The organism is Bdellovibrio svalbardensis, from assembly GCF_029531655.1.
GTDB classification, from domain to species: domain Bacteria; phylum Bdellovibrionota; class Bdellovibrionia; order Bdellovibrionales; family Bdellovibrionaceae; genus Bdellovibrio; species Bdellovibrio svalbardensis.
Map to the genome: position 1 here is coordinate 589,490 of NZ_JANRMI010000003.1, position 21,740 is coordinate 611,229.

22 protein-coding genes and 1 pseudogene are annotated in these 21,740 nt (G+C 46.0%); 11 read left to right on the top strand and 12 right to left on the bottom strand.

Annotated features, from left to right (window positions below; all coding sequences use genetic code 11):
* Window positions 1–16 precede the first annotated feature (16 nt).
* A complete protein-coding gene (locus tag NWE73_RS12905) occupies window positions 17–616 on the top strand; it encodes a hypothetical protein (protein ID WP_277578749.1) in 600 nt (199 codons plus the stop codon).
* Here the strand turns inward: NWE73_RS12905 and bamE are convergent.
* From bamE to secA, 4 genes and pseudogenes are all read right to left on the bottom strand, one after another.
* Entirely contained in the window at window positions 613–1,074 is a 462-nt protein-coding gene (bamE, locus tag NWE73_RS12910; RefSeq protein WP_277578750.1) for an outer membrane protein assembly factor BamE domain-containing protein, read from the bottom strand. The two genes, NWE73_RS12905 and bamE, sit on opposite strands and share 4 nt — an antisense overlap.
* Window positions 1,075–1,321: 247 nt before the next feature.
* Entirely contained in the window at window positions 1,322–1,942 is a 621-nt protein-coding gene (locus NWE73_RS12915; protein WP_277578751.1) for a hypothetical protein, read from the bottom strand.
* Window positions 1,923–2,648: a hypothetical protein gene (locus NWE73_RS12920; protein WP_277578752.1), complete on the bottom strand. Its 726-nt coding sequence runs from the start codon at window positions 2,646–2,648 to the stop codon at window positions 1,923–1,925. Before NWE73_RS12920 ends, NWE73_RS12915 begins: the two co-directional genes overlap by 20 nt.
* A gap of 330 nt (window positions 2,649–2,978) precedes the next feature.
* A pseudogene (gene secA / locus NWE73_RS12925) lies at window positions 2,979–5,441 on the bottom strand (preprotein translocase subunit SecA); the annotation flags it as partial.
* A 189-nt stretch (window positions 5,442–5,630) separates the two neighbouring features.
* Between secA and NWE73_RS12930 the strand changes: the two are divergent.
* Window positions 5,631–6,767 (top strand): patatin-like phospholipase family protein, encoded by a 1,137-nt coding sequence (locus NWE73_RS12930; protein ID WP_277578754.1) that lies wholly within the window; start codon window positions 5,631–5,633, stop codon window positions 6,765–6,767.
* A 7-nt stretch (window positions 6,768–6,774) separates the two neighbouring features.
* Here NWE73_RS12930 and NWE73_RS12935 read toward each other — a convergent pair whose 3' ends face one another.
* The gene (locus NWE73_RS12935) at window positions 6,775–7,272 is read right to left on the bottom strand and encodes a tRNA (cytidine(34)-2'-O)-methyltransferase (protein WP_277578755.1); all 498 of its coding nucleotides are present in this window, start codon (window positions 7,270–7,272) and stop codon (window positions 6,775–6,777) included.
* Window positions 7,265–7,867: a gamma-glutamylcyclotransferase family protein gene (locus tag NWE73_RS12940; RefSeq protein ID WP_277578756.1), complete on the bottom strand. Its 603-nt coding sequence runs from the start codon at window positions 7,865–7,867 to the stop codon at window positions 7,265–7,267. Before NWE73_RS12940 ends, NWE73_RS12935 begins: the two co-directional genes overlap by 8 nt.
* Window positions 7,868–8,128: 261 nt before the next feature.
* Here NWE73_RS12940 and NWE73_RS12945 point away from each other — a divergent pair, with 261 nt between their 5' ends.
* From NWE73_RS12945 to NWE73_RS12960, 4 genes are all read left to right on the top strand, one after another.
* Window positions 8,129–8,467 carry a P-II family nitrogen regulator gene (locus tag NWE73_RS12945; protein ID WP_277578757.1) on the top strand — a complete coding sequence of 113 codons (339 nt, stop codon included), beginning with the start codon at window positions 8,129–8,131 and terminating at the stop codon, window positions 8,465–8,467.
* 63 nt (window positions 8,468–8,530) lie between these two features.
* A complete protein-coding gene (glnA, locus tag NWE73_RS12950) occupies window positions 8,531–9,946 on the top strand; it encodes a type I glutamate--ammonia ligase (RefSeq protein ID WP_277578758.1) in 1,416 nt (471 codons plus the stop codon).
* Window positions 9,947–10,002: 56 nt separating this feature from the next.
* Window positions 10,003–10,407 carry a glycine cleavage system protein H gene (locus NWE73_RS12955; protein WP_277578759.1) on the top strand — a complete coding sequence of 135 codons (405 nt, stop codon included), beginning with the start codon at window positions 10,003–10,005 and terminating at the stop codon, window positions 10,405–10,407.
* A gap of 134 nt (window positions 10,408–10,541) precedes the next feature.
* Window positions 10,542–11,432 carry a DMT family transporter gene (locus NWE73_RS12960; RefSeq protein WP_277578760.1) on the top strand — a complete coding sequence of 297 codons (891 nt, stop codon included), beginning with the start codon at window positions 10,542–10,544 and terminating at the stop codon, window positions 11,430–11,432.
* Here NWE73_RS12960 and NWE73_RS12965 read toward each other — a convergent pair.
* Both NWE73_RS12965 and NWE73_RS12970 read right to left on the bottom strand, forming a co-directional pair.
* Entirely contained in the window at window positions 11,413–12,687 is a 1,275-nt protein-coding gene (locus NWE73_RS12965) for a hypothetical protein (RefSeq protein ID WP_277578761.1), read from the bottom strand. The two genes, NWE73_RS12960 and NWE73_RS12965, sit on opposite strands and share 20 nt — an antisense overlap.
* Window positions 12,688–12,793: 106 nt before the next feature.
* Window positions 12,794–13,069, bottom strand: a complete 276-nt coding sequence (locus NWE73_RS12970) for a peptidylprolyl isomerase (RefSeq protein WP_277578762.1) — start codon at window positions 13,067–13,069, stop codon at window positions 12,794–12,796.
* 175 nt (window positions 13,070–13,244) lie between these two features.
* Here NWE73_RS12970 and NWE73_RS12975 point away from each other — a divergent pair, with 175 nt between their 5' ends.
* On the top strand, window positions 13,245–14,291 hold the full coding sequence (locus tag NWE73_RS12975) for an NAD(P)-dependent alcohol dehydrogenase (protein WP_277578763.1): 1,047 nt from the start codon (window positions 13,245–13,247) through the stop codon (window positions 14,289–14,291).
* A gap of 138 nt (window positions 14,292–14,429) precedes the next feature.
* Window positions 14,430–15,152, top strand: coding sequence for a hypothetical protein (locus tag NWE73_RS12980; RefSeq protein ID WP_277578764.1), 723 nt, complete (start codon window positions 14,430–14,432; stop codon window positions 15,150–15,152).
* A gap of 1 nt (window position 15,153) precedes the next feature.
* Here the strand turns inward: NWE73_RS12980 and NWE73_RS12985 are convergent, their stop codons facing one another.
* Window positions 15,154–15,543: a hypothetical protein gene (locus NWE73_RS12985; protein ID WP_277578765.1), complete on the bottom strand. Its 390-nt coding sequence runs from the start codon at window positions 15,541–15,543 to the stop codon at window positions 15,154–15,156.
* Between the two features lie 84 nt (window positions 15,544–15,627).
* Between NWE73_RS12985 and NWE73_RS12990 the strand changes: the two genes are divergently transcribed.
* Window positions 15,628–17,397, top strand: coding sequence for a hypothetical protein (locus tag NWE73_RS12990; RefSeq protein ID WP_277578766.1), 1,770 nt, complete (start codon window positions 15,628–15,630; stop codon window positions 17,395–17,397).
* A gap of 139 nt (window positions 17,398–17,536) precedes the next feature.
* The gene (locus tag NWE73_RS12995; RefSeq protein WP_277578767.1) at window positions 17,537–18,403 is read left to right on the top strand and encodes a PilZ domain-containing protein; all 867 of its coding nucleotides are present in this window, start codon (window positions 17,537–17,539) and stop codon (window positions 18,401–18,403) included.
* A 60-nt stretch (window positions 18,404–18,463) separates the two neighbouring features.
* Here the strand turns inward: NWE73_RS12995 and NWE73_RS13000 are convergent, their stop codons facing one another.
* The 3 genes from NWE73_RS13000 to NWE73_RS13010 form a co-directional block, all read right to left on the bottom strand.
* Window positions 18,464–18,994, bottom strand: a complete 531-nt coding sequence (locus NWE73_RS13000; RefSeq protein ID WP_277578768.1) for a hypothetical protein — start codon at window positions 18,992–18,994, stop codon at window positions 18,464–18,466.
* Window positions 18,995–19,104: 110 nt separating this feature from the next.
* Window positions 19,105–20,019 carry a LysR substrate-binding domain-containing protein gene (locus NWE73_RS13005; RefSeq protein ID WP_277578769.1) on the bottom strand — a complete coding sequence of 305 codons (915 nt, stop codon included), beginning with the start codon at window positions 20,017–20,019 and terminating at the stop codon, window positions 19,105–19,107.
* Window positions 20,020–20,099: 80 nt separating this feature from the next.
* Complete coding sequence (locus NWE73_RS13010; protein WP_277578770.1) at window positions 20,100–21,068, bottom strand: lipocalin family protein; 969 nt, start codon at window positions 21,066–21,068, stop codon at window positions 20,100–20,102.
* 158 nt (window positions 21,069–21,226) lie between these two features.
* Between NWE73_RS13010 and NWE73_RS13015 the strand changes: the two genes are divergently transcribed.
* Window positions 21,227–21,610: a hypothetical protein gene (locus NWE73_RS13015; RefSeq protein ID WP_277578771.1), complete on the top strand. Its 384-nt coding sequence runs from the start codon at window positions 21,227–21,229 to the stop codon at window positions 21,608–21,610.
* The last annotated feature ends 130 nt before the right edge of the window (window positions 21,611–21,740 follow it).

Below are 21,740 nucleotides of genomic sequence, written 5' to 3' on the forward strand. Positions count from 1 at the left end.
TTGGGATGGAGGCCCTATGAAAGAGGCGAGAAAACTAAAGCTCTCCTGGAAGATGAAGGGAGTGGCAGCACTTCTTGTTATCGCCCCGATCACTACCGTCATGGTCGGCGCAATTAAGCAATCATCCCTTGAAACTCGCATCCAAAATCGCGGCATTGCATCCGTCAATGAATACAGTTCCACGACCACCTCCGATGTCGCCGGAATGGATCTTTCACATCTTTCTCTTGCAGAACTTAAGAAAACTTTTAAATACCAACTCCTGCGTGACGTGCATGCGACAAAGTTCAAAGACTCTATCAACCTGACTCTGGGTGTTTTCTTTGTAAAAGATGACCGCGGAAATAAAGTCTTCGCCTGCGACCGCTATCCACAGATTCAACTGACCCTGGACTCAAACAACTCAACGAAGATCCTCGAAAGCCCTTGCAGCATCAGCGCCGACCAAAATCACATCGAAGCCACCGCGATCAATTTCGAAAGTTCTGACAATGCTCAATGGAAAGTCACAGACTTGAAACTCTTGGGTCAGCGACAAGGGGATAATTTGGAAGTCAACCCGAGCGAGATTCGCTCGGTACTGGGGCAAGAGATTGAGATCGAGGATATTCGCTAACGAATCGGTTCAAACTGCGGAACGTATCGAACCTTGTCTTCGCCTTTGGTCTTCGCCTCATAACCTTCATAGTCGCGGCGATGGGTTTCGATATCTTTGGCGATTTGTTCGTCGATCAACTTATCCTGTTGGGCATTCTTCGCATCTGCCGCGGCTGCCGATTGACTGACAGGTGCCTGCCAAACTTCACCAACATAAATGGCGTTGCCTTCAAAGAACTGAACTTCTTTTTGGAAGCGAATTTTGCTTTCGTAGAAATTATAGAACCAGCGATCTTTCCCATGGGAGCGCTGAGTTTGATTAGGGCTGCCCATCAAAGCGAGAACTTGAGCTTTCTCCATGCCGGGCTTCACTTCCTCGAACTGCCGAACCATTGAAGTCTGGCACCCCGTCGAAAGCATCGCCACCAATACCATAGGCATCATTTGCACTACAGAAATAGCCCAATGTCGAAACATAGTTCCCCCGTTAAAAGAAGATATCAGTTTCCCGAGACCCAAGAAAGAAGACTCAAATATCCTGTGTCAGATCGAAACACAGAACCACAGAACCTGTCAAAAGCATGAACAAAAAGATTTATTGTGCGGGAACAGTGTCAACTACTTCGGCGAAGCCGAAGTGTAAGCCAGTCGGCGAAGCCGAAGCGTAGGCCCGTCGGCGAAGCCGAAGCGTAGGCCCGTCGGCGAAGCCGCAGTGCAGACCTGCCTACTTCTTAAGAATCACAGGCTCCGTCAGGCTTGCCCCTGCCGGCTTGGAAGACTTTTTACCACTTCCACCCTCAGATCTTTTTTCCGCATTGGCCTTGGCTTCTTCAGCAGTCTCGTACTGGCTACGCACCTTCTTCAGGGTGTGATTTACTGAGGTCGTTAGACTCATTTGCGTTTCCATATCCTCAATCGACTTAACATCAATGCGCTCATACTCGCGCTTCTCAGTCAGCCCTTTTTCAGGATAGCGATATTTCAATAAAGCCCGCTGCTGGTCGTACTCTTTCAGGTTTTTTTGAAGTTCTTTGTGAATGCCCAACATCTGCTTCACGATCTCAGCGACTTGCTTGGAATCTGATGTGTGTTGTTTTTCGACGATGAGTTTTTCAAGCTCTTCTTGGCCCGAATGAACTTTGGCTTCCAAAGCCTGAACTCGCGCCTGCACAACAGAAAAACTGTCCTCGGCAGACTTCACTTCCTTCTTTTCTTCCTTACCAGCTTCGCCTTCTTTAGCCTCTTTGGCTTCTCCACCACCGTGCCCGCCTTCATTCGCAGACGCGACGTTGACCGCAAGAGCTGTCAAAAACATCATCAAAAATTTAGGAACTTGAAAGAACATCTTGCCTCCAAGAAATTTTAAAAGGCAGGTATTTAATTCGGTTGATTAGGACAGATGCTTTAGCCGGAGTTAAGCCCGGCAATACAAGGCGCCCTCCACCCACTGTCGTTAATAGCTCCGCCACATCCCAACCAAAACGTGAGTCGGTCATGGCTTCCTTCAACTGATACAACAGATGACTGGATTCAATACCATCAATCACCACAACATAAGTTATAGGACCGGCCGCTGTGTCTGCATTCGCGAAGTCGGTCACATCAGAAAAATCGGAACTGTCCGAAACGCTGACTGGCGGCGGTGCTTGTGCTGGGGCTTGATCTAAAGTTCTGTTGAAATCAAAAGGAGTCTCTTCAAAAACAGGCTCTTGCACAGCTTCACTATAAGCAGAATCCTGGGAAACTTCGCCTTGCGACTCGTAACTTTGTTCAGAGGAATAGTTTTGGTCAGGCGAGTAACCAACCTCAGCGGTAGGTTCAATCGCCTCCCCTTGATCGGTTTGATAATTGCCATCAGTGCCGTAGTTTTGCTCTGCTTGAAAACTCTGCTCAGGGGCTTGTTCGCTGGAATAGTTTGTCTGCGTTTGGCTGCCAACTTCATTGTTGTAGCCCGCATTGAAATCTTGAGAAGCAGAATAGTCTTGAGCGGAAGATTCGTAAGCTGAAGAGACCTCTGCTGGGGCTTCTACTTCAGCTTCGTGATTGGCCATTTCCGGCTGCCCGCTAAAATCGATAAAGTAAACTGCATTGCAGTGGGGACACGTGAATAGAGTCCCTACATGCTTATCCAGAATCTCGACCGGTTTGTGGCAACTCGGACAGGGGATCAATTATCTCTTTCCTTTGCCTTGCTTTTCCATACGACGACGATCTTCGCGATTCATCACGCGATCATCATGCGCTGGGCCGCTTTGGAAGGTCATTTTACGTTTTGGTGGTTCAGCATTCGCAGTTTCCAATGAATGCCCGATATCAGCCTCTGTCGGAGACGAATAGTCGAGTTCATCCAAATCTGCTTCTTCAGGACGAAGACTTTCAAGAACTTCTTCCTCAGTTTGTTGAGCAACCAATTGCACACGCATGATTTTCTCAATCGCATCGCTTTTGATCGTGTTGTTCAATTTTTCGAACGCCAAGAAGGCTTCTTTTTTATACTCAATCAAAGGATCTTTTTGAGCATAACCGCGCAAACCGATACTTTCTTTAAGTTTATCAACCACCGCCAAATGCATTTTCCAATGATTGTCGATAGACTGAAGAAGGATCATCTTTTGAACTTGCTCAAAGAATGGTCCCATCGAAGATTTTTGCTTTTCGTAAATCTCTCTAACACCTGTTTTCACGGCTTCCAGAACCGTGTCAGAGTTCACCGCCATATTTTCAAGATCCAATTTGAATCCGAAAGTTTGAGTCAATGAGTTGTTCAAACCCTCAAGACTCCAATCTTCCTTACGGCCGTTTTCTGGAGCATAAGTGTCAAGCATGTTAGAAACAACATCACCCAACATATCAAGGACTGTGCGCTCGATCTCTTGACCTTCAAGAACGCGACGACGCATTCCATAGATTACGTTACGTTGATTGTTCATAACCGTATCGTAGTCCATCAAGTTCTTACGAATGTCGAACTGATGCCCCTCAACTTTACGTTGAGCGCCTTCCACTGCGTTCGTCACCATTTTCGCTGTGATTGGCTCATCTTCAGGGATGTTCAACATTTCCATGATTTTCTGGATGCGCTCACCATTGAAGATTCTCATCAAGTTGTCTTCCAAAGAAAGGAAGAAGCGAGACTCACCCGGGTCACCTTGACGACCTGAACGACCACGAAGCTGATTGTCAATACGACGAGATTCATGTCTTTCAGTACCTACGATATAAAGACCGCCCACTGAAACAACTTCGGCGCGTTCTTTCTCAACTTGGCTTTTTACTTTTAGCAAAGCCTCTTCGTATTCAGGTCCCGCTTCAGAGCCAGTTAACGTTTTTGCCAACATTTCGGCGTTACCGCCCAATTTGATGTCAGTACCACGACCCGCCATATTGGTAGCGATAGTCACCGCACCTTTACGACCTGCCTGGGCGATAATTTCAGCCTCACGTTCATGGTGTTTGGCATTCAAAACTTCATGCTTGATACCTTCGTTGCGAAGGAATTTGCTCAAAGCTTCTGATTTCTCAATAGAAGCAGTACCCACAAGAATCGGCTGACCTTTGGTGCTTCTTTCTTTGATATCCGCTGTGATTGCTTTGAACTTTGCTTTTTCCGATTTATAAACCACGTCTTCCTGGTCGATACGTTTAATCGGCTTATTTGTCGGAATCACATTAACTGCAAGTTTATAGATCTTTTGGAACTCAACAGCTTCTGTATCAGCAGTTCCTGTCATACCAGAAAGCTTGTTGTACATCAGGAAGTAGTTTTGGAAAGTAATCGTCGCAAGAGTTTGATTCTCGCTCTTCACTTCTACATTCTCTTTTGCTTCAATCGCCTGGTGAAGACCATCACTCCAACGACGACCCGGCATCAAACGACCTGTAAATTCGTCGACGATGACGATTTCGCCATCTTTGATCATGTATTCCACGTCAAGACGATAAAGATGATGAGCCTTCAAACCCTGATAAACGTGGTGAAGAAGTTCAATGTTTTGTGGATCGTAAAGATTGCCCACGCCCAAAAGTTCTTCAACTTTCGCGTTACCCTCTTCAGTCAATGAAGCGGTTTTGGATTTTTCTTCCATCGTAAAATGAACATCGCGCTTCAAGTGCGGGATGATGGCATTCACGATTTGATATTTTTCTGTAGAAGCTTCTGCAGGACCAGAAATGATCAGCGGAGTACGTGCTTCGTCGACCAAGATAGAGTCACACTCATCCACGATCGCGAAGTTATGACCACGTTGAACGTAATCATTCAAATCGAACTTCATGTTGTCGCGAAGATAGTCGAAGCCCAATTCATTGTTCGTGCAATAAGTGATGTCACACGCATACATGGTTTTACGTTCTTGGTCGGTCAAACCGTGGACGATAATCCCTGTTGTCAAACCCAACCATCCGTACAAGCGACCCATTTCCTCAGAGTCACGACGAACCAGGTAGTCATTCACTGTCACAACGTGGACGCCTTTACCCGTCAATGCATTTAGGTAAACGGCCAAGGTGGCAACCAAGGTTTTACCTTCACCCGTTCTCATCTCTGCAATACTGCCGCGATTAAGAACGATACCACCGATCAATTGAACGTCATAATGGCGCATACCCAAACAGCGAACAGCAGCCTCACGACAAACGGCAAAAGCCTCAGGTAAGATGTCGTCAACAGTTTCGCCTTTTTTCAGACGTTCCTGAAACTCTGGGGTCTTTGCTTTAAGCTGATCGTCCGAGAGAGCTTTCATTTGAGGCTCTAGGGCGTTGATTTGATCCACCAAAGGTTGGATCTTTTTCATTTCACGATCGTGCTTCGTACCGAAAATTTTTGTAAGAATCTGTGTTACCATAGGACAAGAGGATAGCCTTAAAACGATAGTGCCTGCAAGCACTTGACACATTTTAACTCTGAAAAGGCACACCTAGACTAAAGGCCCTTGGACCATCATCGACGCATGTATTTAGAACGAAGGTCGATTCCTCTTCTTCACGGCGCGCAAGAATGAATTTTATAATGAAGCCACAAGGGGAAACTCAACATGGACAGTATTGGACTCGTCCTCTCTGGCGGCGGTGCTCGCGGAGCCTATCAAGCAGGTGTCCTCTCAGCGATTTCCGAGGTCGCTATGCGCAACGGATTGGAAAATCCATTTCTGATTTATTCAGGAGTCAGTGCCGGCTCTATCAATGCGGCCATCGTCGCTGGATTTCCTGGAAATTTCCAAAAAGCAACGAGTCGCCTGACCAAACTTTGGAGCGAAATCACCACCGATTCCGTTTTTTATGCTGACCTACTCACCCTCTCGAGAGGTAGTTTTGATTGGGTTGCTGATTTTTCATTTCCAAGTCTTAAGAAAGCTCCTTCAACTGCTCGGTCGATTTTCTCAACAACCCCTCTGCGCAGTCTTCTAACGCAAGCCTGTCATTTCGAGAACATTCAGCGAAAAATCGATTATGGAAACCTTCAGGCGCTAGCCATTTCCACTCTCGACTATGACAGCATCTCTTCAAAAACTTTCTTTCAAGCGCATCCTTTGGCAAACCCCTGGGATCGCCCCATGCATCGAGGAGAGAAAGCCATTCTCAGCGTGGATCATGTGATGGCCTCTTCCGCCATCCCCATGTTTTTTCCGCCAGTCAAAATCGACAATCGCTATTATGGAGATGGCTGCATTAGGAACCAATCACCTTGCGCCCCCGCAATCTACTTAGGAGCCCGAAGGCTGGTTGCAGTAGGTGTACGTCGCAAGACCGATACTTGGTACACCTATCACCACTCAGAAAGTGGTGCGCCACCGAGCCTGGCCCGACTTATCAACGTCATTTTCCACTCGGTCATGATGGATGGCTTGGAGGCAGATATCCAGCGCATCACTCAAACTAACAGTCACTTGGCTTTACTTTCGGATTTTCAAAAGAAAAGCCTTTCCGTCCGCGAAGTAGACTGCTTGTGGATATCTCCGTCAGTTGATTTTTCTAAATTGGCGATCCAAAGAAGTGGCGAGATGCCGCGTCTGATTCGCTATCTTCTCAGCGGTTTTGGCAGTCTGAGTGAGTCCAGCGAATTGGTCAGTTATTTACTATTTGATGGTTCTTTTTGCCAGCAACTGATCGAAATTGGGTTTGCCGACGGAATGAAAGCCGAGGAGGAGATAAAAAGAATTTTATCTCCCTGATACTTAATTAGTAACGCATCTGACGAAGGCCTTCATAGGCCGCAATCGCCACGCTGGTCGCAAGATTTAAACTGCGTGCGCCCTCGCCGACCATGGGAATGGTCACTGTTTGCTGAGGAAATTTAGCAAGTAAATCGGGATCAAGTCCCTTGGTTTCTTTTCCAAACACCAACCAGTCACCCGGCTGATATTTAGGCTCGAAATAGGTGCGTTTTGTTTTCGTCGTGAAGAACCAGGCGCGTGAAGGATCTTCGACCTTGCTCCACCAGTCTTCAAAAGTGGCGTGGCGATGCCAGGTCAGATGGGGCCAGTAGTCCAGACCCGCGCGCTTTAAGTTCGTATCATTGATCTCGAAGCCCATCTTTCCCACAATGTGCAGCTCGCAGTTGGTGGCAACACAAGTGCGCCCGATATTTCCAGTATTCTGGGGAATCTCGGGCTCAATCAAGACAATGCGGAAAAGCTTCTGCGAGTTTGGTTGTGAGTTGGGCTGTGAATTAGGCAAGATGTCTAAAAACCTCTTGGCCAAGTTTAGAAAGAGCTAAACGACGACCTTTATCAATGATGAGCTCTAGGTTCATCAACTCACGATAAAGAGTCAAATCGATCGGAACAATCTCTCGGCCAGAAGAACGTCCCAGTCTTTGAATATAAGTCATTTGCTTCTCAGTCAGTTTGGAAGTCAAAGCAGGTTGCTCTTCAATCGACCTTCTCCAATCACCACCAGGAATTACAGAAGCGTTAACAGGAAGTTTCAATGGGTTCAAGAAGTACGTCCAAGCTTTGATGGGCTCCGACGAACCCTCAACGTAAACGTCCACTTCTTCTCTAGAGTAGAGGCTCTTGTCCGGATCCATCTGGCTGTAGCCATAAAATTCATCCAACAAAGCCTTCAAAAGTTCCGAACCTTTGAGCTCCACAAGCTGTCCCGGAACCAAATCACTGCCACCTTTGACGAGAGCTGGAAAGCCCACTTTCAAACGATATGCAGTACCTTTAATTCTGGCAAAAGCTAATGATTCCACGAAGTTCTGGATCTTAGCGTAATGAATCATCCCCTCGGTCAACGAGCCATAGATGAAAAAACGTGTTGTAGTCATTATCCCCCCCGGTCAGACAACAAATAGGTTTTTCCCTAAAAGAGGCACGTGTGTACCAAAAACCACACACCTCCGCAACACATGAATCGGAGCAATTTCTGCAAAATTTCGTTTTTCACCAGTTTGGTGGTACTTACTGTTTTGCGTTAAGGGGAATTAAATAAATAAAATTCATTTACAGATTTTTTGCTTTCTTTAAGCGCTTTGTTATCCTCATCAAAGTCGTACATAATGTTGGTGCTTTTCAGAACGTTGGACCTGATGAAAAAAATTGAGGCGATAATCAAACCCTTCAAACTTGATGATGTCGTCGATGCCCTCGCGGAAGTCGGCGTAGAAGGTGTCACTGTCTCTGAAGTTCGCGGCTTTGGCCGCCAAAAAGGTCGCACTGAAGTTTACAAAGGTGCAGAGTACGTCGTCGACTTTCTCCCAAAAATAAAACTGGAAGTGGTTCTTCCCGACGCATTGATCGACAGTGCCGTGGAAGCCATTCGCAAAACAGCACACACGGGAAAAATCGGAGACGGAAAAATATTTGTGATTCCAGTGGAATCAGCTCTGCGTATTCGTACCGGCGAAAGAGATGAAGAAGCTTTATAACATTTACCCACCCTTCGGCGCTGCCGGATCGGTTGAAAAAGATTTTCCCAAGGAGATGGCGATATGAACGCTAAAGAAGTTCTGAAGTTTGCGCACGAAAAAGGCGCTAAGATGGTTGACCTCAAATTTTGTGATTTGATCGGAACATGGCAACATCTAACGATACCTCTTCACCAACTCGAAGAAGAAGCCTTCGAAAACGGTTATGGCTTCGACGGAAGCTCTATTCGTGGTTGGAAGGGCATCGAAGAATCCGACATGATCATCAAGCCAGATCCGACAACGGCAATGATGGATCCTTTCATGGAAACTCCGACTTTGTCTTTGATCTGCGATGTGTGCTTGCCGGAAACTCTTCAAGCCTACAACCGCGACCCTCGTCAAATCGTGAAAAAAGCCATCGCCTATATGCAATCAACAGGCATTGCTGACACGGCTTACTTCGGACCGGAAGCAGAGTTCTTTATTTTTGATGACGTTCGCTATGAACAAACAAACAACTCTGGTTTCTACATGGTTGACAGCGATGAGGCCGCTTGGAATACCGGTCGCGATGAAGGCGGCAACAACCTGGGCTATAAAATTCGTCCTAAAGAAGGTTACTTCCCGGGCTTGCCAACAGATACTCTGCAAGACATCCGCTCTGAAATTTGCCTTGAGATGGAAAAATGCGGAATGCGCGTTGAGCGCCATCACCACGAAGTTGCTTCCGCGGGACAATGTGAAATCAATTTCCAATATGATACCGCTTTGAACATGGGCGACAAAATGATGTGGTTCAAATACATCGTTAAGAACGTGTCAAAACGTCATGGCAAAACAGCGACCTTTATGCCGAAGCCATTGTTCGGTGATAACGGATCAGGAATGCATATTCATATGTCTTTGTGGAAAGATGGAAAAAATCTTTTCGCCGGCAACAAGTATGCGGGCCTTTCTGAAATGGCGCTTTACTATATCGGTGGTGTTTTGAAACACGCCCCTGCTTTGTGTGGCATCATCAATCCGACAACAAATTCTTACAAGCGCTTGGTTCCTGGTTTTGAGGCCCCGACAAAATTGGCTTACAGCTTTAAAAACCGCTCTGCTGCGATGAGAATTCCAAACTCTGGGCCGAATCCAAAGGCAAAACGTATTGAGTTCCGCACTCCAGATCCTGCGGCAAATATTTATATGGCTGAGGCGGCTATTTTGATGGCGGGCTTGGATGGAATTATTAATAAAATTCACCCCGGCGACCCGCTAGATAAAGACATCTACGGTCTTCCACCTCAAGAAGCGGCGGCGATTCCTTCAGTTCCAGGAACTTTGGAAGAATCTTTGAACCACCTGATGGCGAACTGCAGCTTCTTGAAAAAAGGCGATGTTTTCTCTGAAGATCTTATCGAGACCTGGGTCCAGTACAAAATCGACAAAGAAGTTCGACCTGTACAACAAAGACCAGTTCCCTATGAGTTCCACATGTATTACGATTGCTAGACATTGCCCCTACTCCGGTGAATTCGGAGTTTAGACAAGACAACTTTGGAGAGTAAATGGGATCAGAAGACGTAAAAAATTATTTAGGCCATATGTGGTTTCGCCAAGAGGACGGAATTATCACGATTGGTATCAATGAAGATGCTCTTGAGGATTTTGAATCCATCAATTCCGTAGAGCTTCCAGCAGAACACGAAAAAGTTGACGCTGAAGCAGTCATTGGAACTATTGAAACTGACGACGGTCCTTTGGATATCTACTCTCCGGTTGAAGGCACAGTTGTCGAAATCAACACTCAAGTTGTCGAAGATCCTTCTATTATCATGGAAGACCCTTATGAAGAGGGCTGGCTTGTTCGCATCGAAGCTGATGAAGACTACGATGAAGATGAAGACGAAGATGATGAGGACGATGAAGACGACGAAGATGAAGATGACGACTACGAGGATGACGAAGACTAATCCTTAAAGGTGCCTGCTTCTTTCTCGGAAAAGGTGCCAGGTGTTCTCAAAAGCAAGTAATTCTCAAAAAGCACCTCGTAAAACAGGTGCTTTTTTTTATACGGCCTTCTCTTATTGAGTGTTAGATTCATCGAATGAACTTAATTCTCTACACGATCTGCACTCTCATCTGGGGATCAACTTGGTTAGTCATCACCTTTCAGGTCGATGGAGCCTCTCCGATCACTTCAGTCTTCTGGCGTTTTCTTTTAAGTGCTGTCTTGCTTTTGGCTTTCTGTGCTCTGACGAAAAAAGATCTCCGTTATGGTAAAAAGGATCATCTGTTATTTATCGGACAAGGGGTCTTACTGTTCTCGGTGAACTATATGCTCACCTATCTCTCTGAAACGATGGTCAGCTCTGGAATGACGGCTATCGCATTCACAACTTTGATTTACTACAACATGTTCGGCATGTGGTATTTCTTCGGAAAGCCCATCACTAAAAATGTCATTCTTGGATCTGTTTTAGGAGGGGCCGGCCTCTTCTTTCTTTTCGCCAATGAGATCCTTCATTTTGACTCCAGTTCAAAAACCGTCTGGGGTCTTCTCTTAAGCTTTATCGCGACCCTGTCGGCCTCTATGGGAAATATGATATCCCAAAAAAACTATCGCAAAGGAATTCCGGTGGTCATCACCAACACCTATGGAATGCTTTACGGGAGTATCTTCACTCTCTTCACTGCACTGGCTCTTCAGGAAAATCTGGCTATCCCCATGACTGGGAAATTTTTAGGTGCACTTCTCTATCTTTCCTTGTTTGGATCCGTGATTGCCTTCGGCGCCTATCTGACATTGGCAGGCCGAATTGGCGCGGAAAAAGCCGCTTACACCAGCGTCCTTTCCCCGGTTATCGCCCTGACTCTTTCCAGTTTTTTTGAGGGCTTTAAATGGACTCCCTATATAGTCGTGGGTGTGATTTTGTGTTTCCTGGGAAACATCATCACTTTGCGCAAGCCTAAAGCTGTTACCAAACTGGCGGATTGATTCCTGGAGGAAGGAAGAACACCCCGGTTTGGTACATCATCTCGATAATGGATTGCGATGTTTTGCGCAGATCGCGGCCTTGTGGAGCTCCGTTGTCGACGATGAACAAGCCATCATTACTGGCCGCTATATAAGTATGACCGGGAGAAACGCCGGAACCATTCATCAATATTGCACCTGTCATTGGTTTGTAGACCGTCGAGTCCCAAGGAATCCAACCCGCTTTGTAAAGGGCATTAGAGAAATTCACCACGGCTGCCGTATTCGACCAAATCAGTTGATTGCCGTTTGCTGAATTGAAATCATCACTCACGCGATATCCAGCACGTTGATAGGCTTCTCGCAAAATTTCAGATTGAAACTCAGCACAAGGGACATTCGAAAAGCCATGACGAACAGCTGTTTGCGTGACTGCGATAGACCACGCTCCATTCGTCGCAATGACACCCGTTTTTTCATAATCCAAAGACCATTTCTTTGCTATGGCGGAATCAATCATCAAATAAGACTTCGGCGTTGCAACCGTGCGATCCACGGTTTTTTTTAGTTCGGCATAAATTTTCTGCCATTTCTGAGAATCAGCAGCTGACAAAGACTGAACACTCACACCCTTGTTGATGCGTGCTGAAAACCTTTTGGTGGCAGATTTAGTATAGCTGAACTTAGGCTTCCCACTGGCGCTGTAGTTCTTCAGAAACCCTGCACCAGGACTTGCCGCCGTGAGCACCGCGAAGTTGCCAGAAACCCCCTGAATGTTTCCGACAACTGATGCAAAGATAAAAAGACCCCCGGAAACTTTATTCAACTGATCAATTTTTGTCGGCGGAAACTGCGCCTGAAATTGCGAAGGAACTGAAACAACTTTTATTGGATAGATGAAACCCGTACTTGAGCGAACCAAGGATCCATTCGAGTCGCGGTAATCTAAATTTTTTGTAGAGTAGTCATTAGGAACCTCAATCTCAGCCCCTGCCGGGATTTCGGCTTTATTCTCAAGCACTCCGGCAGCTTCAAAACGAACTGTCATCGCTTGATTTAAAACCATCTTTTGCGAATAAACAGGAGCTTCCGACGCCCCAGTATTTCCAGTGTCTGGCAGTTGAGAACTCGGAGTCTGTGGGTTGGGCGTTACCACAGAAGCAGACTCGTTGCCTGATTCATCAATCGCGGAAAGACTGTTCCCCGGGCCACAGGCCGCTACCGCAAGAGACATACACGTCATTAAAAAATACTGCGTGATTTTTGTAGCAACCATAGAGAACCTCCGACTAAGAAAGTTTTCGGTTGGCTCACATATGAAATTTAATATTTTTTAGAATGTAAAAGTCCTGATCGGCAATGTCTTTCGAACTGTCGGCATTCTAGGCAATACGTTTTATCAAATGATAGCCAAATCGTGTGCGAACCGGCTTTTGTGAGGTCTCTCCAGTTTTCAATGCCAAGGCGGCGTCTGCAAAATCCTCATCAAGACGTGAAGGACTGATCTCCCCAAGATCTCCACCTGCTTTTGCAGAGGGACATTTTGAGTATTTCATTGCCAAGTCTTCAAAAGACTTTCCTTCAGACAGTGCGCGAAGCAAATCTTGCGCTTCAAATTCTTTTTCCACCAGAATGTGGCTGACCTTAATTTTGTTCATGGGCGGAAGCTTATTCAAAGCTGAAGAATTACGCCACCTCTTTGTGAAAAAGATGCCGCTAAGGAGCCCAAACTAACAATCATTTAACGCCACGTTCATTGTTAATTCACATACTTTCTCTGGGAGTAGTTCCCGTTTATACTCAAGCTTCAAAATTCTCAAAAGAGAGGTTTCCATGTTTAAAACAAAAGGCTTTGCCGCTCCGGCACCGAAGGCACCCCTTGCACCCTTCCAATTCGAACGTCGCGAACTTCGAGACAACGACGTTCATATCGAAATTCAATATTGCGGCGTTTGTCACTCAGACGTTCATCAAGTGCGTGATGAGTGGGGTCACGGGGCCTTTCCGATGGTTCCTGGCCACGAGATTGTTGGCAAAGTTCTTGCCGTTGGCCCAAAAGTAAAAAAATTCAAAGTCGGCGACCTCGCGGGAGTTGGCTGCATGGTGGATTCTTGCTTAGAGTGTCGCTCTTGCAAAGAGGGTCTTGAGCAGTATTGTGAGAACGGCTTTGTTGGCACCTACAACAGCAAAGAAAAAGATGGCAAGACTCCAACTTACGGAGGCTACTCTGATTCAATTGTGACGCGAGAAGAATTCTGTCTAAAGATTTCTCCAAAACTAAACTTAGCGGCAGTCGCTCCTCTACTTTGCGCAGGCATCACAACTTATTCTCCTCTTAGACATTGGAAAGTTTCCAAAGGACAGAAAGTTGGCGTTGTGGGGTTGGGTGGCTTGGGTCATATGGCCGTCAAGCTGGCAAACGCCATGGGCGCGAACGTTGTGGTCTTCACTACTTCAGCTTCCAAAGTCGAAGATGCAAAACGTCTTGGCGCCCACGAAGTTGTGATCTCAAAGAATCTTGAGCAGATGAAAACTCACGCAAACAGTTTTGATTTCATTATCGACACTGTTTCAGCCCCTCATGATTACAATCTTTATATCAGCCTTCTTCACAGAGACGGCAATATGGTTTTGGTTGGCCTTCCAGACAAGCCGCCAGAGCTTTATGCAGGTAATTTGATCATGGGTCGCCGCAAATTAGGTGGATCTTTGATTGGCGGAATTGCCGAGACCCAAGAAATGTTGGATTTCTGCGCTGAACACAATATTGTTTCAGACATTGAAATGATTCCAATTCAAAAAATTAATGAGGCCTACGAGCGCATGATCAAGAGCGACGTTAAATATCGCTTCGTTATCGATATGAAGTCTTTGGCCTAGCTTCAAGGCGGAGGCTTCCACCTCCGCTCTCAAATTGAATGTCAGGCAACACATGTTTCCCTCGACTTTGAATTAAGAATGTCCAAAATCATGAATTTGGACTCTGAAAAATATGTCAACTGCTAGATTCTTAGGGACATGCAAGACTTCCATTACGATATTCTTCCGCTCCATCATGTTTGTGAAACTAAACGAGAGATCCTGAACTGCGTGTTCGAAATGTGGGAGCAGACATTTGGCTCTGTCGTTTCCCAAGCTGGCGGTCATCTTGATTTCTCTGATTTTTTTCGCTGTCATTCTGCGGGCGTCATTCGCTATAAAAGCGAAGTCGTTGGTTTCAATCTGTTTACGGTCTTCGATCTCAATCTAACATCACACCTACGTCATCCATATGTAAACCATCTCGAAGAATCCACCGTGCAAATGCTGAAAGCCAAGAATTGCACACGCCTGATGACCATGGAGTATTTCACGGTGGCACTTTCATGGCGCCGAAAGTATCGCGACATTCCTTGGGCCGAGATTCTAACAGGCTTGGGTCTTCAATACATGGATCAATCACCGGCTCATGCGGTCTTGGGGACTCCAAGAATTGATTTAAAAGTCGATCAGATGTGTCGACGACTCGGGGCCTCTCTCATTCAGGAACCCGTTCGAAAAATGAATTACGAATGCGCCGTCGTGTTGTTCGAAAAAGAACCCAAACGGCATTTTCAAAATCAGACCACCCACTTTTGGGTCAAAAGACTTTGGAAAGGTCATCTACGGGAAAAATTAAACTTCTTTGAATCCCAAGAACGCTCTGACATATATTCAAGTATGACCAGCATTAAAGCCGCCTTGGAAGAAGAGTCGGCCTAGACTAAAACGTCATACGACATGAAAGCGAACGTTTGATTTTAGAATGAGGTTCCGAAATATCCACAGTGAACCAGCTGTAATCGTCCGATTTGAAATCAAATTTATACTTGGCTTTGCTGGCGGTTTTTCCAGGCAGGAAGGTCACCCCATTCCACGGAAGAACAGAGGCTATTTGCCGACCGCCCCTGTCCCGAACCACTAAGATTTCTGATTTCTTTTTCTCAAGCAAAACAGAATGGTCTATCCCGTTTAAGACCGAAGCTTTCTTATTGCTCAGATCATTGTGCACGCTCCAGTTTTGCAGCGATCCATCACAAAGAATTCGATCGAACGCCCAAGACTGAGACGAGAATAGAAGACCCATAATAATCAACGAAATACTCTTGGACATAGGGCTCTTATCGGAACTAAACCTCCGAGGCAAAACGGATCTTGGTCCAGTTCATCTTCATTCTGCTTTTTCCGAAAAGTGAGGGTGGGCAAAATTGCTTCTATTTGCATATTTATTTCTTGTTTTGTCTTCTTGGCACAAGCCCAGGAAGAGCCGAACAGTCCCACCTCCCCCGCAACCTCTTCGCTTTCCTCCACAGGTGAAGCTGCAAAAAAGTTCTTAAGCTATCTTCCCAACGGCGAAACTCGGAAAGGGCTTGAAGAGTACGTCTCCATCATTGGCGCGGAAAAGTTCAAAGGCGATGGGTCCTTGGTCATGGCCAACACCGGTATGGCTGCTTACTTCACTGAAAAGTTCACGGATCCCAAGAACTCTTGCGTCAGAGATGCTGCACGATCTTTCTACGAGGACGTTGCCGAACAACTCAAATCCAAAACCCCTCAGCAACCAGGCTGTATCAATACCGGCGATGGAGTCTTCACAGAGGGCAAGGGAAGTGTTTATTCAAACACCAGTGCGTGCCCCAGCGCGGGTCGAGCAAACCTCCACAGCGTGGCAGGACAAGGCCCTTACAAGAATTTGCAACCAGGATGGCTTTGGCAGCTGGCTTTAAAACATTCTAAAGGCGATCCAAATTCAGCCATGTTTCTGATTGGCATGTGCGGGCACGATGATACATCTCAAGGCACCTACGCGTATGAAGACAGTTCCCCGCAAGGTTTGGATGAACTCAGACAACAGTGCTTGTTCAATAAAAACATTAAGTCCAAACTTGATTCCGAGATCAAAGACCTTGCGAAGAACTACGACATCAATCAGGAAAAAATCTATTCATTGTCGGCACAATCCAACAAATACACTATGGAGATCAAAGCTCTCGAAAATCAGAAGTCTGTGCAAAGGCTTATGGATTGCCCCTCTGAATCTTCTGGATTTTATGCCCCGCAATCTTTAGGCACCACCGCTGATATTCCAGCGGGTATTAAGCAGGAAGTTCAAAAAATTCAGGGCGATATTGGTGGAGCTCAAAACATCCCGGCCAAGTACTATCATGTCTACGGTTCCGCCTTCATGGCTTGTCAGCTAATACAGCACGGCATGTCCCTTAAGAAAACAGAGCTTGTTCAGAAGCAGGCCGCTCGTCTTTATCGCGGAATTAGAATGTGCAGCTCAACGCAAGATTTTTCGAGTGAAATTAAAACCTTCGAAGCCGAGATGGCACCTCTCAGCAAGAAATATAAAATGACCGATCCTGTGAAGTTGGCTCTTGCCGTTGCCAAGCAGATTCGCACTGGAAAAATTAAATGCGACGGTGAAGGAGGATTCGAAAAAGCTCCCCCGGAATGTGGTTACATCTCAAACTACTCAATTCCGGCTTACCTTCTAACTTCTACAGAGTTCGAGATCAGCGACGAATCCATCGCCAAAAAAGTTGCGAATCGTTTTGCCAATGCAGATGCGGCGGCTCTCTATAAGAAATGGTACTTCGGCGGTGGCACAGTTGCAGGAAACAAACTCCCTTGCTCTGACATCAGGGTTTGGGGTCCCAGCGATTTGCTGGAGCCGACTAAGTCATTCTTCGGCAAGCTCTCAAAACCCGAGGGCTGGAGCAACGAACGCTTTAAAAAGGCGTCACAAAAGCTGGCCACCTGGGATGTCGACTTCAAGTGGACCATCGCACAGCATGAGGCCGGCGCTCAGTTCGCAGGACAAACTTGCAAAAAGCGCGAACCCAACGAGAAGCCATTGGCAGGAATTTGCCCGGGCGGACCTCCTGACGGAAAAACAAAGTGGTCCCCGTCTACTGGGGATCAACCGGATCATCACTCAAGCTCTACTGAGGGCATTCGCTAGTTTTCTCAGTTTTTCATAGGGAAATCTCAATTTGAGACAGCGCCTTCCGCTCGTTGTAGGCTTTAGCTGTTCCATAAAGTTACCGAAAAACACTCTGTATACTTTTACCTGAACATACTGGGACTTTGAGGATTAACTTATGGCAACGCAGTACTTCCTATCAACTGGAAAACAAAAGATCGGTCCACTATCCGAAAGAGCAGTCCAAGATGGTGTCCGCTCTGGAAAAATTCAACTCTTCGATATGATTTTGAATGCGCAGACCAACGAGTGGGTCATGCTGATGCAACATCCAGACTTCTCAGACCTGGAGAATGGCTCTGACGACTCATTAAACGAAGAGAGAAGCCAGAAAGAAAGTCACGCAGCCGTTGGCCTGATTTCAGATTCCATTGACGAAGACACTCGAGGGATTTCCTTCCTCACACCTGACAACATCCCCATTTTGACGCCGGTTTATTGGTACGAAAAAGACAACGCTCACAAACGTTTGAAATACCTAGAAGTGCTATCCATGATTCATTCCCAGAAGCTTTCAGAGCAAAGCCTGATTTCAAAAAATCCTACAGGACCTTGGCGAAAGCTGGTGGACTGGGAGGATTTTTCTCCGGCTTCCCTTGAAAACTACAAACAAGTTTCCAAAGACAATCTTCCGGATATCAATATCCGCAGAAAATTCCCGCGCTTTGAGTGTGGAAAAGTATTCGTCGTTCTTTCCAAGGGAAAGGGCTATCAGGCTTTCTGCCCGGATATTTCAAAATCAGGACTGGCTTTCATTGTGCGCTCGCCAAAAGCGGATCTCAATGATCCCATCGTCATTAAATTCAATGACTCACTGACTGGCAATAAGTTCGATGCGAAGGGCGTGGTCGTTTCAGTTCGCAAAGTCCGACTCCCCGGCTCAGAGAGTATTTATATCCGCTACGGAGTTCGCTTCACCCATCTCTCTGAATCGGGTCGAGATTTCATCTTGGCTGCCGCTGCCTCCGACAAACAAGCTGCTTAAACAAGAAATCCGTAGATCTTAAAAATCTACGGATTATTTTCTTCCAATTTATGCTGGATCTTATTTTTGTACTTTATGAAGATTGTAGATCACTTGGAAAGTCACTGCTTTGCCGATGGCATTGTCGGCCAAAACGATCCTCAGGTCATCGCCACTTCTTACAATCTTTTGCACTGTTAGGTCTTTGATTTTTCTTTTACCGTTTTTGCAAGCAGGTGCATGCACAACACCTGAGTAGGCTCCAGCCTGTTCCGTTTTAACTTCAATCAAACGCGCCTCATTAGGGCAAGCCTGCACATCGATGTTTTCAAAAACGAATGAGTCAAAGCCCTTTGCCTTGCTCACATCTTTTGAAAACATATAAGGGATCTGCCCCTGCGCATTCAATTCATCAAGGAATGAGATTTGGATTTTATATTCTTGCGAGGTATGCGCTTTGTGAGGACCCAACGGACTCCAATTAAAGACGTCAAAATGGAAGCTTCCTTCCCAGTTCGTAGAGCGCAAATCATTAAAAAGCGCCTCTGCTGGCTGGGCCTGAGCCGTCACCGATAAAGCGAAGAAAAACAGGATCGACAAAATCTTACGCATTGGAAACCTCCGTATATACGAGGTCTTTTGCAATTACGAATCCCCAGCCAAAATAAACCTATCTGAATAGAGGTCTACCACGCTGTCGAAGTTTTGATCAGAGGCCAACTCTAGGTATCTTTCAAGAGACTTTTCAGCTGAGTCTGCCACTGCTTAAATAGACGCTGGCTGATCTTGTCAGAGCGAACCGAGAGGTAAATCTTGGCTTCGGTAAGCTCTAGACCCCGAACTTTAAGATTTCTAATAAACCCCGCAGCTTCATATTTTTTGGCAATAATATTTGGAATCAGAGCCACATTATTCGAGTGTTGAACAATCTCAACAGCGGTCAGAGCCGTCTGCATTTCGTGTCCCATAATTCGCTCATTGCGGGGAATAGGTAAATTGTCCGTAGCTTGTGCGATCGCCCGGCCATTCCAGTAAGCTGAACGTGCAAATGGATATTTCAGAAGCTCATCCGTCGAGATCGTTCCCTTTAGGGGATGATTCTTCCCTACATACAAATCCCAACTCATGGAGCCCACCTCTGCGGCCGCCCAAGTCTGAGGCCACTTGATTTCTTCCAGGTGCAGAGCCACATCCAAAACACCTTCCGTCGCTGTCTGGCGCAATTCTTCAGGGGAAAGATCCATAAACCGCAACAAGGCCTTTGCCCCTGCAGCCTCAAGACTTTCAATCATCGCACCAGCAAAGAAGACGTTCATAAAGCCACGGCCGCCCACGGTGTAAATTGCCGGTGGCGCTAAAAATTGAGATTTTCTGGGAATGAAATCTTCTGATTTTTTCAGCAGCTCCTTGGCCTGATGGCTCACATAAGAACCCTCAGCCGTCAGAATGTAGCCGTGAGAAGATGTTTTGATAATCTCAAACTGCAGTTGATGCCGAACAGATTGAAGAACTTTGGTTAAACGTGGGGGCTCAATGTCGAGGGAGCGGGCAAGGGATCTTAAGGATTTATGCTCTGGCAGCTCAGCAAGAAGTGACAGATCAAAAAAAGAAATTTTTGTAAGACGCTTGTCCATCATTGAAGCCTCGGCCTTTTCAAATCAACAAACAAAGACATTTAGACTGCGAGCAGGAGGAGATTGCTCGCAGTCTAAATTTTTTAAGGAATCAAAACTGAGTCTAGAACGTGGATTACACCGTTAGCGGTTTGAATATTCGTGACCACTAGCTTGGCACCATTAATAAATGCTTCACCATTTGCCACAGTAAACTGCACCAACTTCCCATTCACAGTTTCAAGACGTCCCGCTTTGGCGATGTCTTGAGCTAATTTTTCCCCAGCCACCACATGATAAGTTAAAATTTGTGTCAAAAGACTTTCATCCGCAAGAATCTTATTCAAAGTCTCTTCGCCAACTTTCGCAAAAGCTTCATCTGTCGGAAAAAAAACTGTGAAGGGACCTTCGGAACGAAGAGTTTCTTCAAGACCCGCCATTTGAATTCCCGCTAGAAGTGTTTTGAAGTTTCCCGCTGCGACAGCCGTATCAACGATATCTTTGGGATTTTTCACAACTTCACAAAGAGGCTGACGTTTGCTGAAGCCGCCTGTTTGCACTGAAGTTAAGATTGAGCAGGTATCGTAGCCTTGAGCTTTTAATTTTGCTTCAATGGAAATATAAGTGCTCAGGCTCAAAGTTGGCTGACGAGAAAGAATCCAAGCATATTTAAGACTTGGATCGCCAACCACCGCATAAGAGTAGTTAGGTCCCAAATCCAAGATCCAATAATTTCCACCAAAGCTGAAGATCCAATCGATGAACTTTACGAAAGTCACTTTAAGCTTCGAGTTGCTTTTGCTATCAACGACTTTGGCTCTTCCTTCAGCCACAGAACGAGCCCCCGACTTTGTATCGCAGGAATTCAGAACCTTGATAAAACCCCTATCGGCCATTGAGTACTCAGCCGTTGTGTTGCCAACACATTGTTTTTGGAAACTTTGAGGAATACTTGCCACCTCATACCATTTGCCAATGTATTTATTTAGATCCACAGAAGGCACTGTCGTCGGTTCTGCAAAACCAGCCGAAGCAAAGCCCATAACAAGAACGGAAAGAATAAATTTTTTCATAACAGCTCCTTTTAGCTAAAGCCGTTATAAACAGAACCCGTTGCTGTGCCTATTATAATTAGGAATATGCCTGTTTCCATTTTGGAAACTCTGTTGTTTGACAAGATTTTTAAAGGAAATCCCTTGCCTAAGAAAGAGGACCCTTTCAAGCTAGATCTATGAGAAAAATTCTAGGCTTCTTGCTTACGACAGTTTGTCTTTTTACCACCCCTTCAGCCTTTGCTGAAGACATGACCTTCCGCTGCCACGGCAGGGTTTACCAAACTGGTTTCTTTTTTAAATATCAAATTGAACTGCACGATCGCGGGCTGTCGCAAGTGCGCCTCACCACCAGCCAGGGCTACGACAACTCCATGGATTACGGCTGGAAGTCTATTGAAGTTACCAGCGGAAAATTCCCCGTGGACTCTCCTTGGGATGAGTATAAAGCTTATCTGAGCCGAGACGGACGCAACTACAATTTGGTGCTAGTAAACCCCGTCACTGGCGTCTCAATAGACAATCCACCGTATGATCGTTTTGTTTGTGTGGTTCCGCTTTAGATTTCTGAATATTCGTGTTCGCACGGTACCAGAGCTACTTCATCCACAATACTGATCTAGCAAAACAAATCGCACGATCAGTTGCACCCGTGGGGAAATGCGATGCAACACCGGCGCCGCAAGTAACAAT

Bases quoted from the DNA above. Each gene is read 5' to 3' on its own strand.
- NWE73_RS12905 (WP_277578749.1), top strand. From the start codon at position 17: ATGAAAGAGGCGAGAAAACTAAAGCTCTCCTGGAAGATGAAGGGAGTG.
- bamE (WP_277578750.1), bottom strand. From the start codon at position 1,074: ATGTTTCGACATTGGGCTATTTCTGTAGTGCAAATGATGCCTATGGTA.
- NWE73_RS12915 (WP_277578751.1), bottom strand. From the start codon at position 1,942: ATGTTCTTTCAAGTTCCTAAATTTTTGATGATGTTTTTGACAGCTCTT.
- NWE73_RS12920 (WP_277578752.1), bottom strand. From the start codon at position 2,648: ATGGCCAATCACGAAGCTGAAGTAGAAGCCCCAGCAGAGGTCTCTTCA.
- NWE73_RS12930 (WP_277578754.1), top strand. From the start codon at position 5,631: ATGGACAGTATTGGACTCGTCCTCTCTGGCGGCGGTGCTCGCGGAGCC.
- NWE73_RS12940 (WP_277578756.1), bottom strand. From the start codon at position 7,867: ATGACTACAACACGTTTTTTCATCTATGGCTCGTTGACCGAGGGGATG.
- NWE73_RS12945 (WP_277578757.1), top strand. From the start codon at position 8,129: ATGAAAAAAATTGAGGCGATAATCAAACCCTTCAAACTTGATGATGTC.
- glnA (WP_277578758.1), top strand. From the start codon at position 8,531: ATGAACGCTAAAGAAGTTCTGAAGTTTGCGCACGAAAAAGGCGCTAAG.
- NWE73_RS12955 (WP_277578759.1), top strand. From the start codon at position 10,003: ATGGGATCAGAAGACGTAAAAAATTATTTAGGCCATATGTGGTTTCGC.
- NWE73_RS12960 (WP_277578760.1), top strand. From the start codon at position 10,542: ATGAACTTAATTCTCTACACGATCTGCACTCTCATCTGGGGATCAACT.
- NWE73_RS12965 (WP_277578761.1), bottom strand. From the start codon at position 12,687: ATGGTTGCTACAAAAATCACGCAGTATTTTTTAATGACGTGTATGTCT.
- NWE73_RS12970 (WP_277578762.1), bottom strand. From the start codon at position 13,069: ATGAACAAAATTAAGGTCAGCCACATTCTGGTGGAAAAAGAATTTGAA.
- NWE73_RS12975 (WP_277578763.1), top strand. From the start codon at position 13,245: ATGTTTAAAACAAAAGGCTTTGCCGCTCCGGCACCGAAGGCACCCCTT.
- NWE73_RS12980 (WP_277578764.1), top strand. From the start codon at position 14,430: ATGCAAGACTTCCATTACGATATTCTTCCGCTCCATCATGTTTGTGAA.
- NWE73_RS12985 (WP_277578765.1), bottom strand. From the start codon at position 15,543: ATGTCCAAGAGTATTTCGTTGATTATTATGGGTCTTCTATTCTCGTCT.
- NWE73_RS12995 (WP_277578767.1), top strand. From the start codon at position 17,537: ATGGCAACGCAGTACTTCCTATCAACTGGAAAACAAAAGATCGGTCCA.
- NWE73_RS13000 (WP_277578768.1), bottom strand. From the start codon at position 18,994: ATGCGTAAGATTTTGTCGATCCTGTTTTTCTTCGCTTTATCGGTGACG.
- NWE73_RS13005 (WP_277578769.1), bottom strand. From the start codon at position 20,019: ATGATGGACAAGCGTCTTACAAAAATTTCTTTTTTTGATCTGTCACTT.
- NWE73_RS13010 (WP_277578770.1), bottom strand. From the start codon at position 21,068: ATGAAAAAATTTATTCTTTCCGTTCTTGTTATGGGCTTTGCTTCGGCT.
- NWE73_RS13015 (WP_277578771.1), top strand. From the start codon at position 21,227: ATGAGAAAAATTCTAGGCTTCTTGCTTACGACAGTTTGTCTTTTTACC.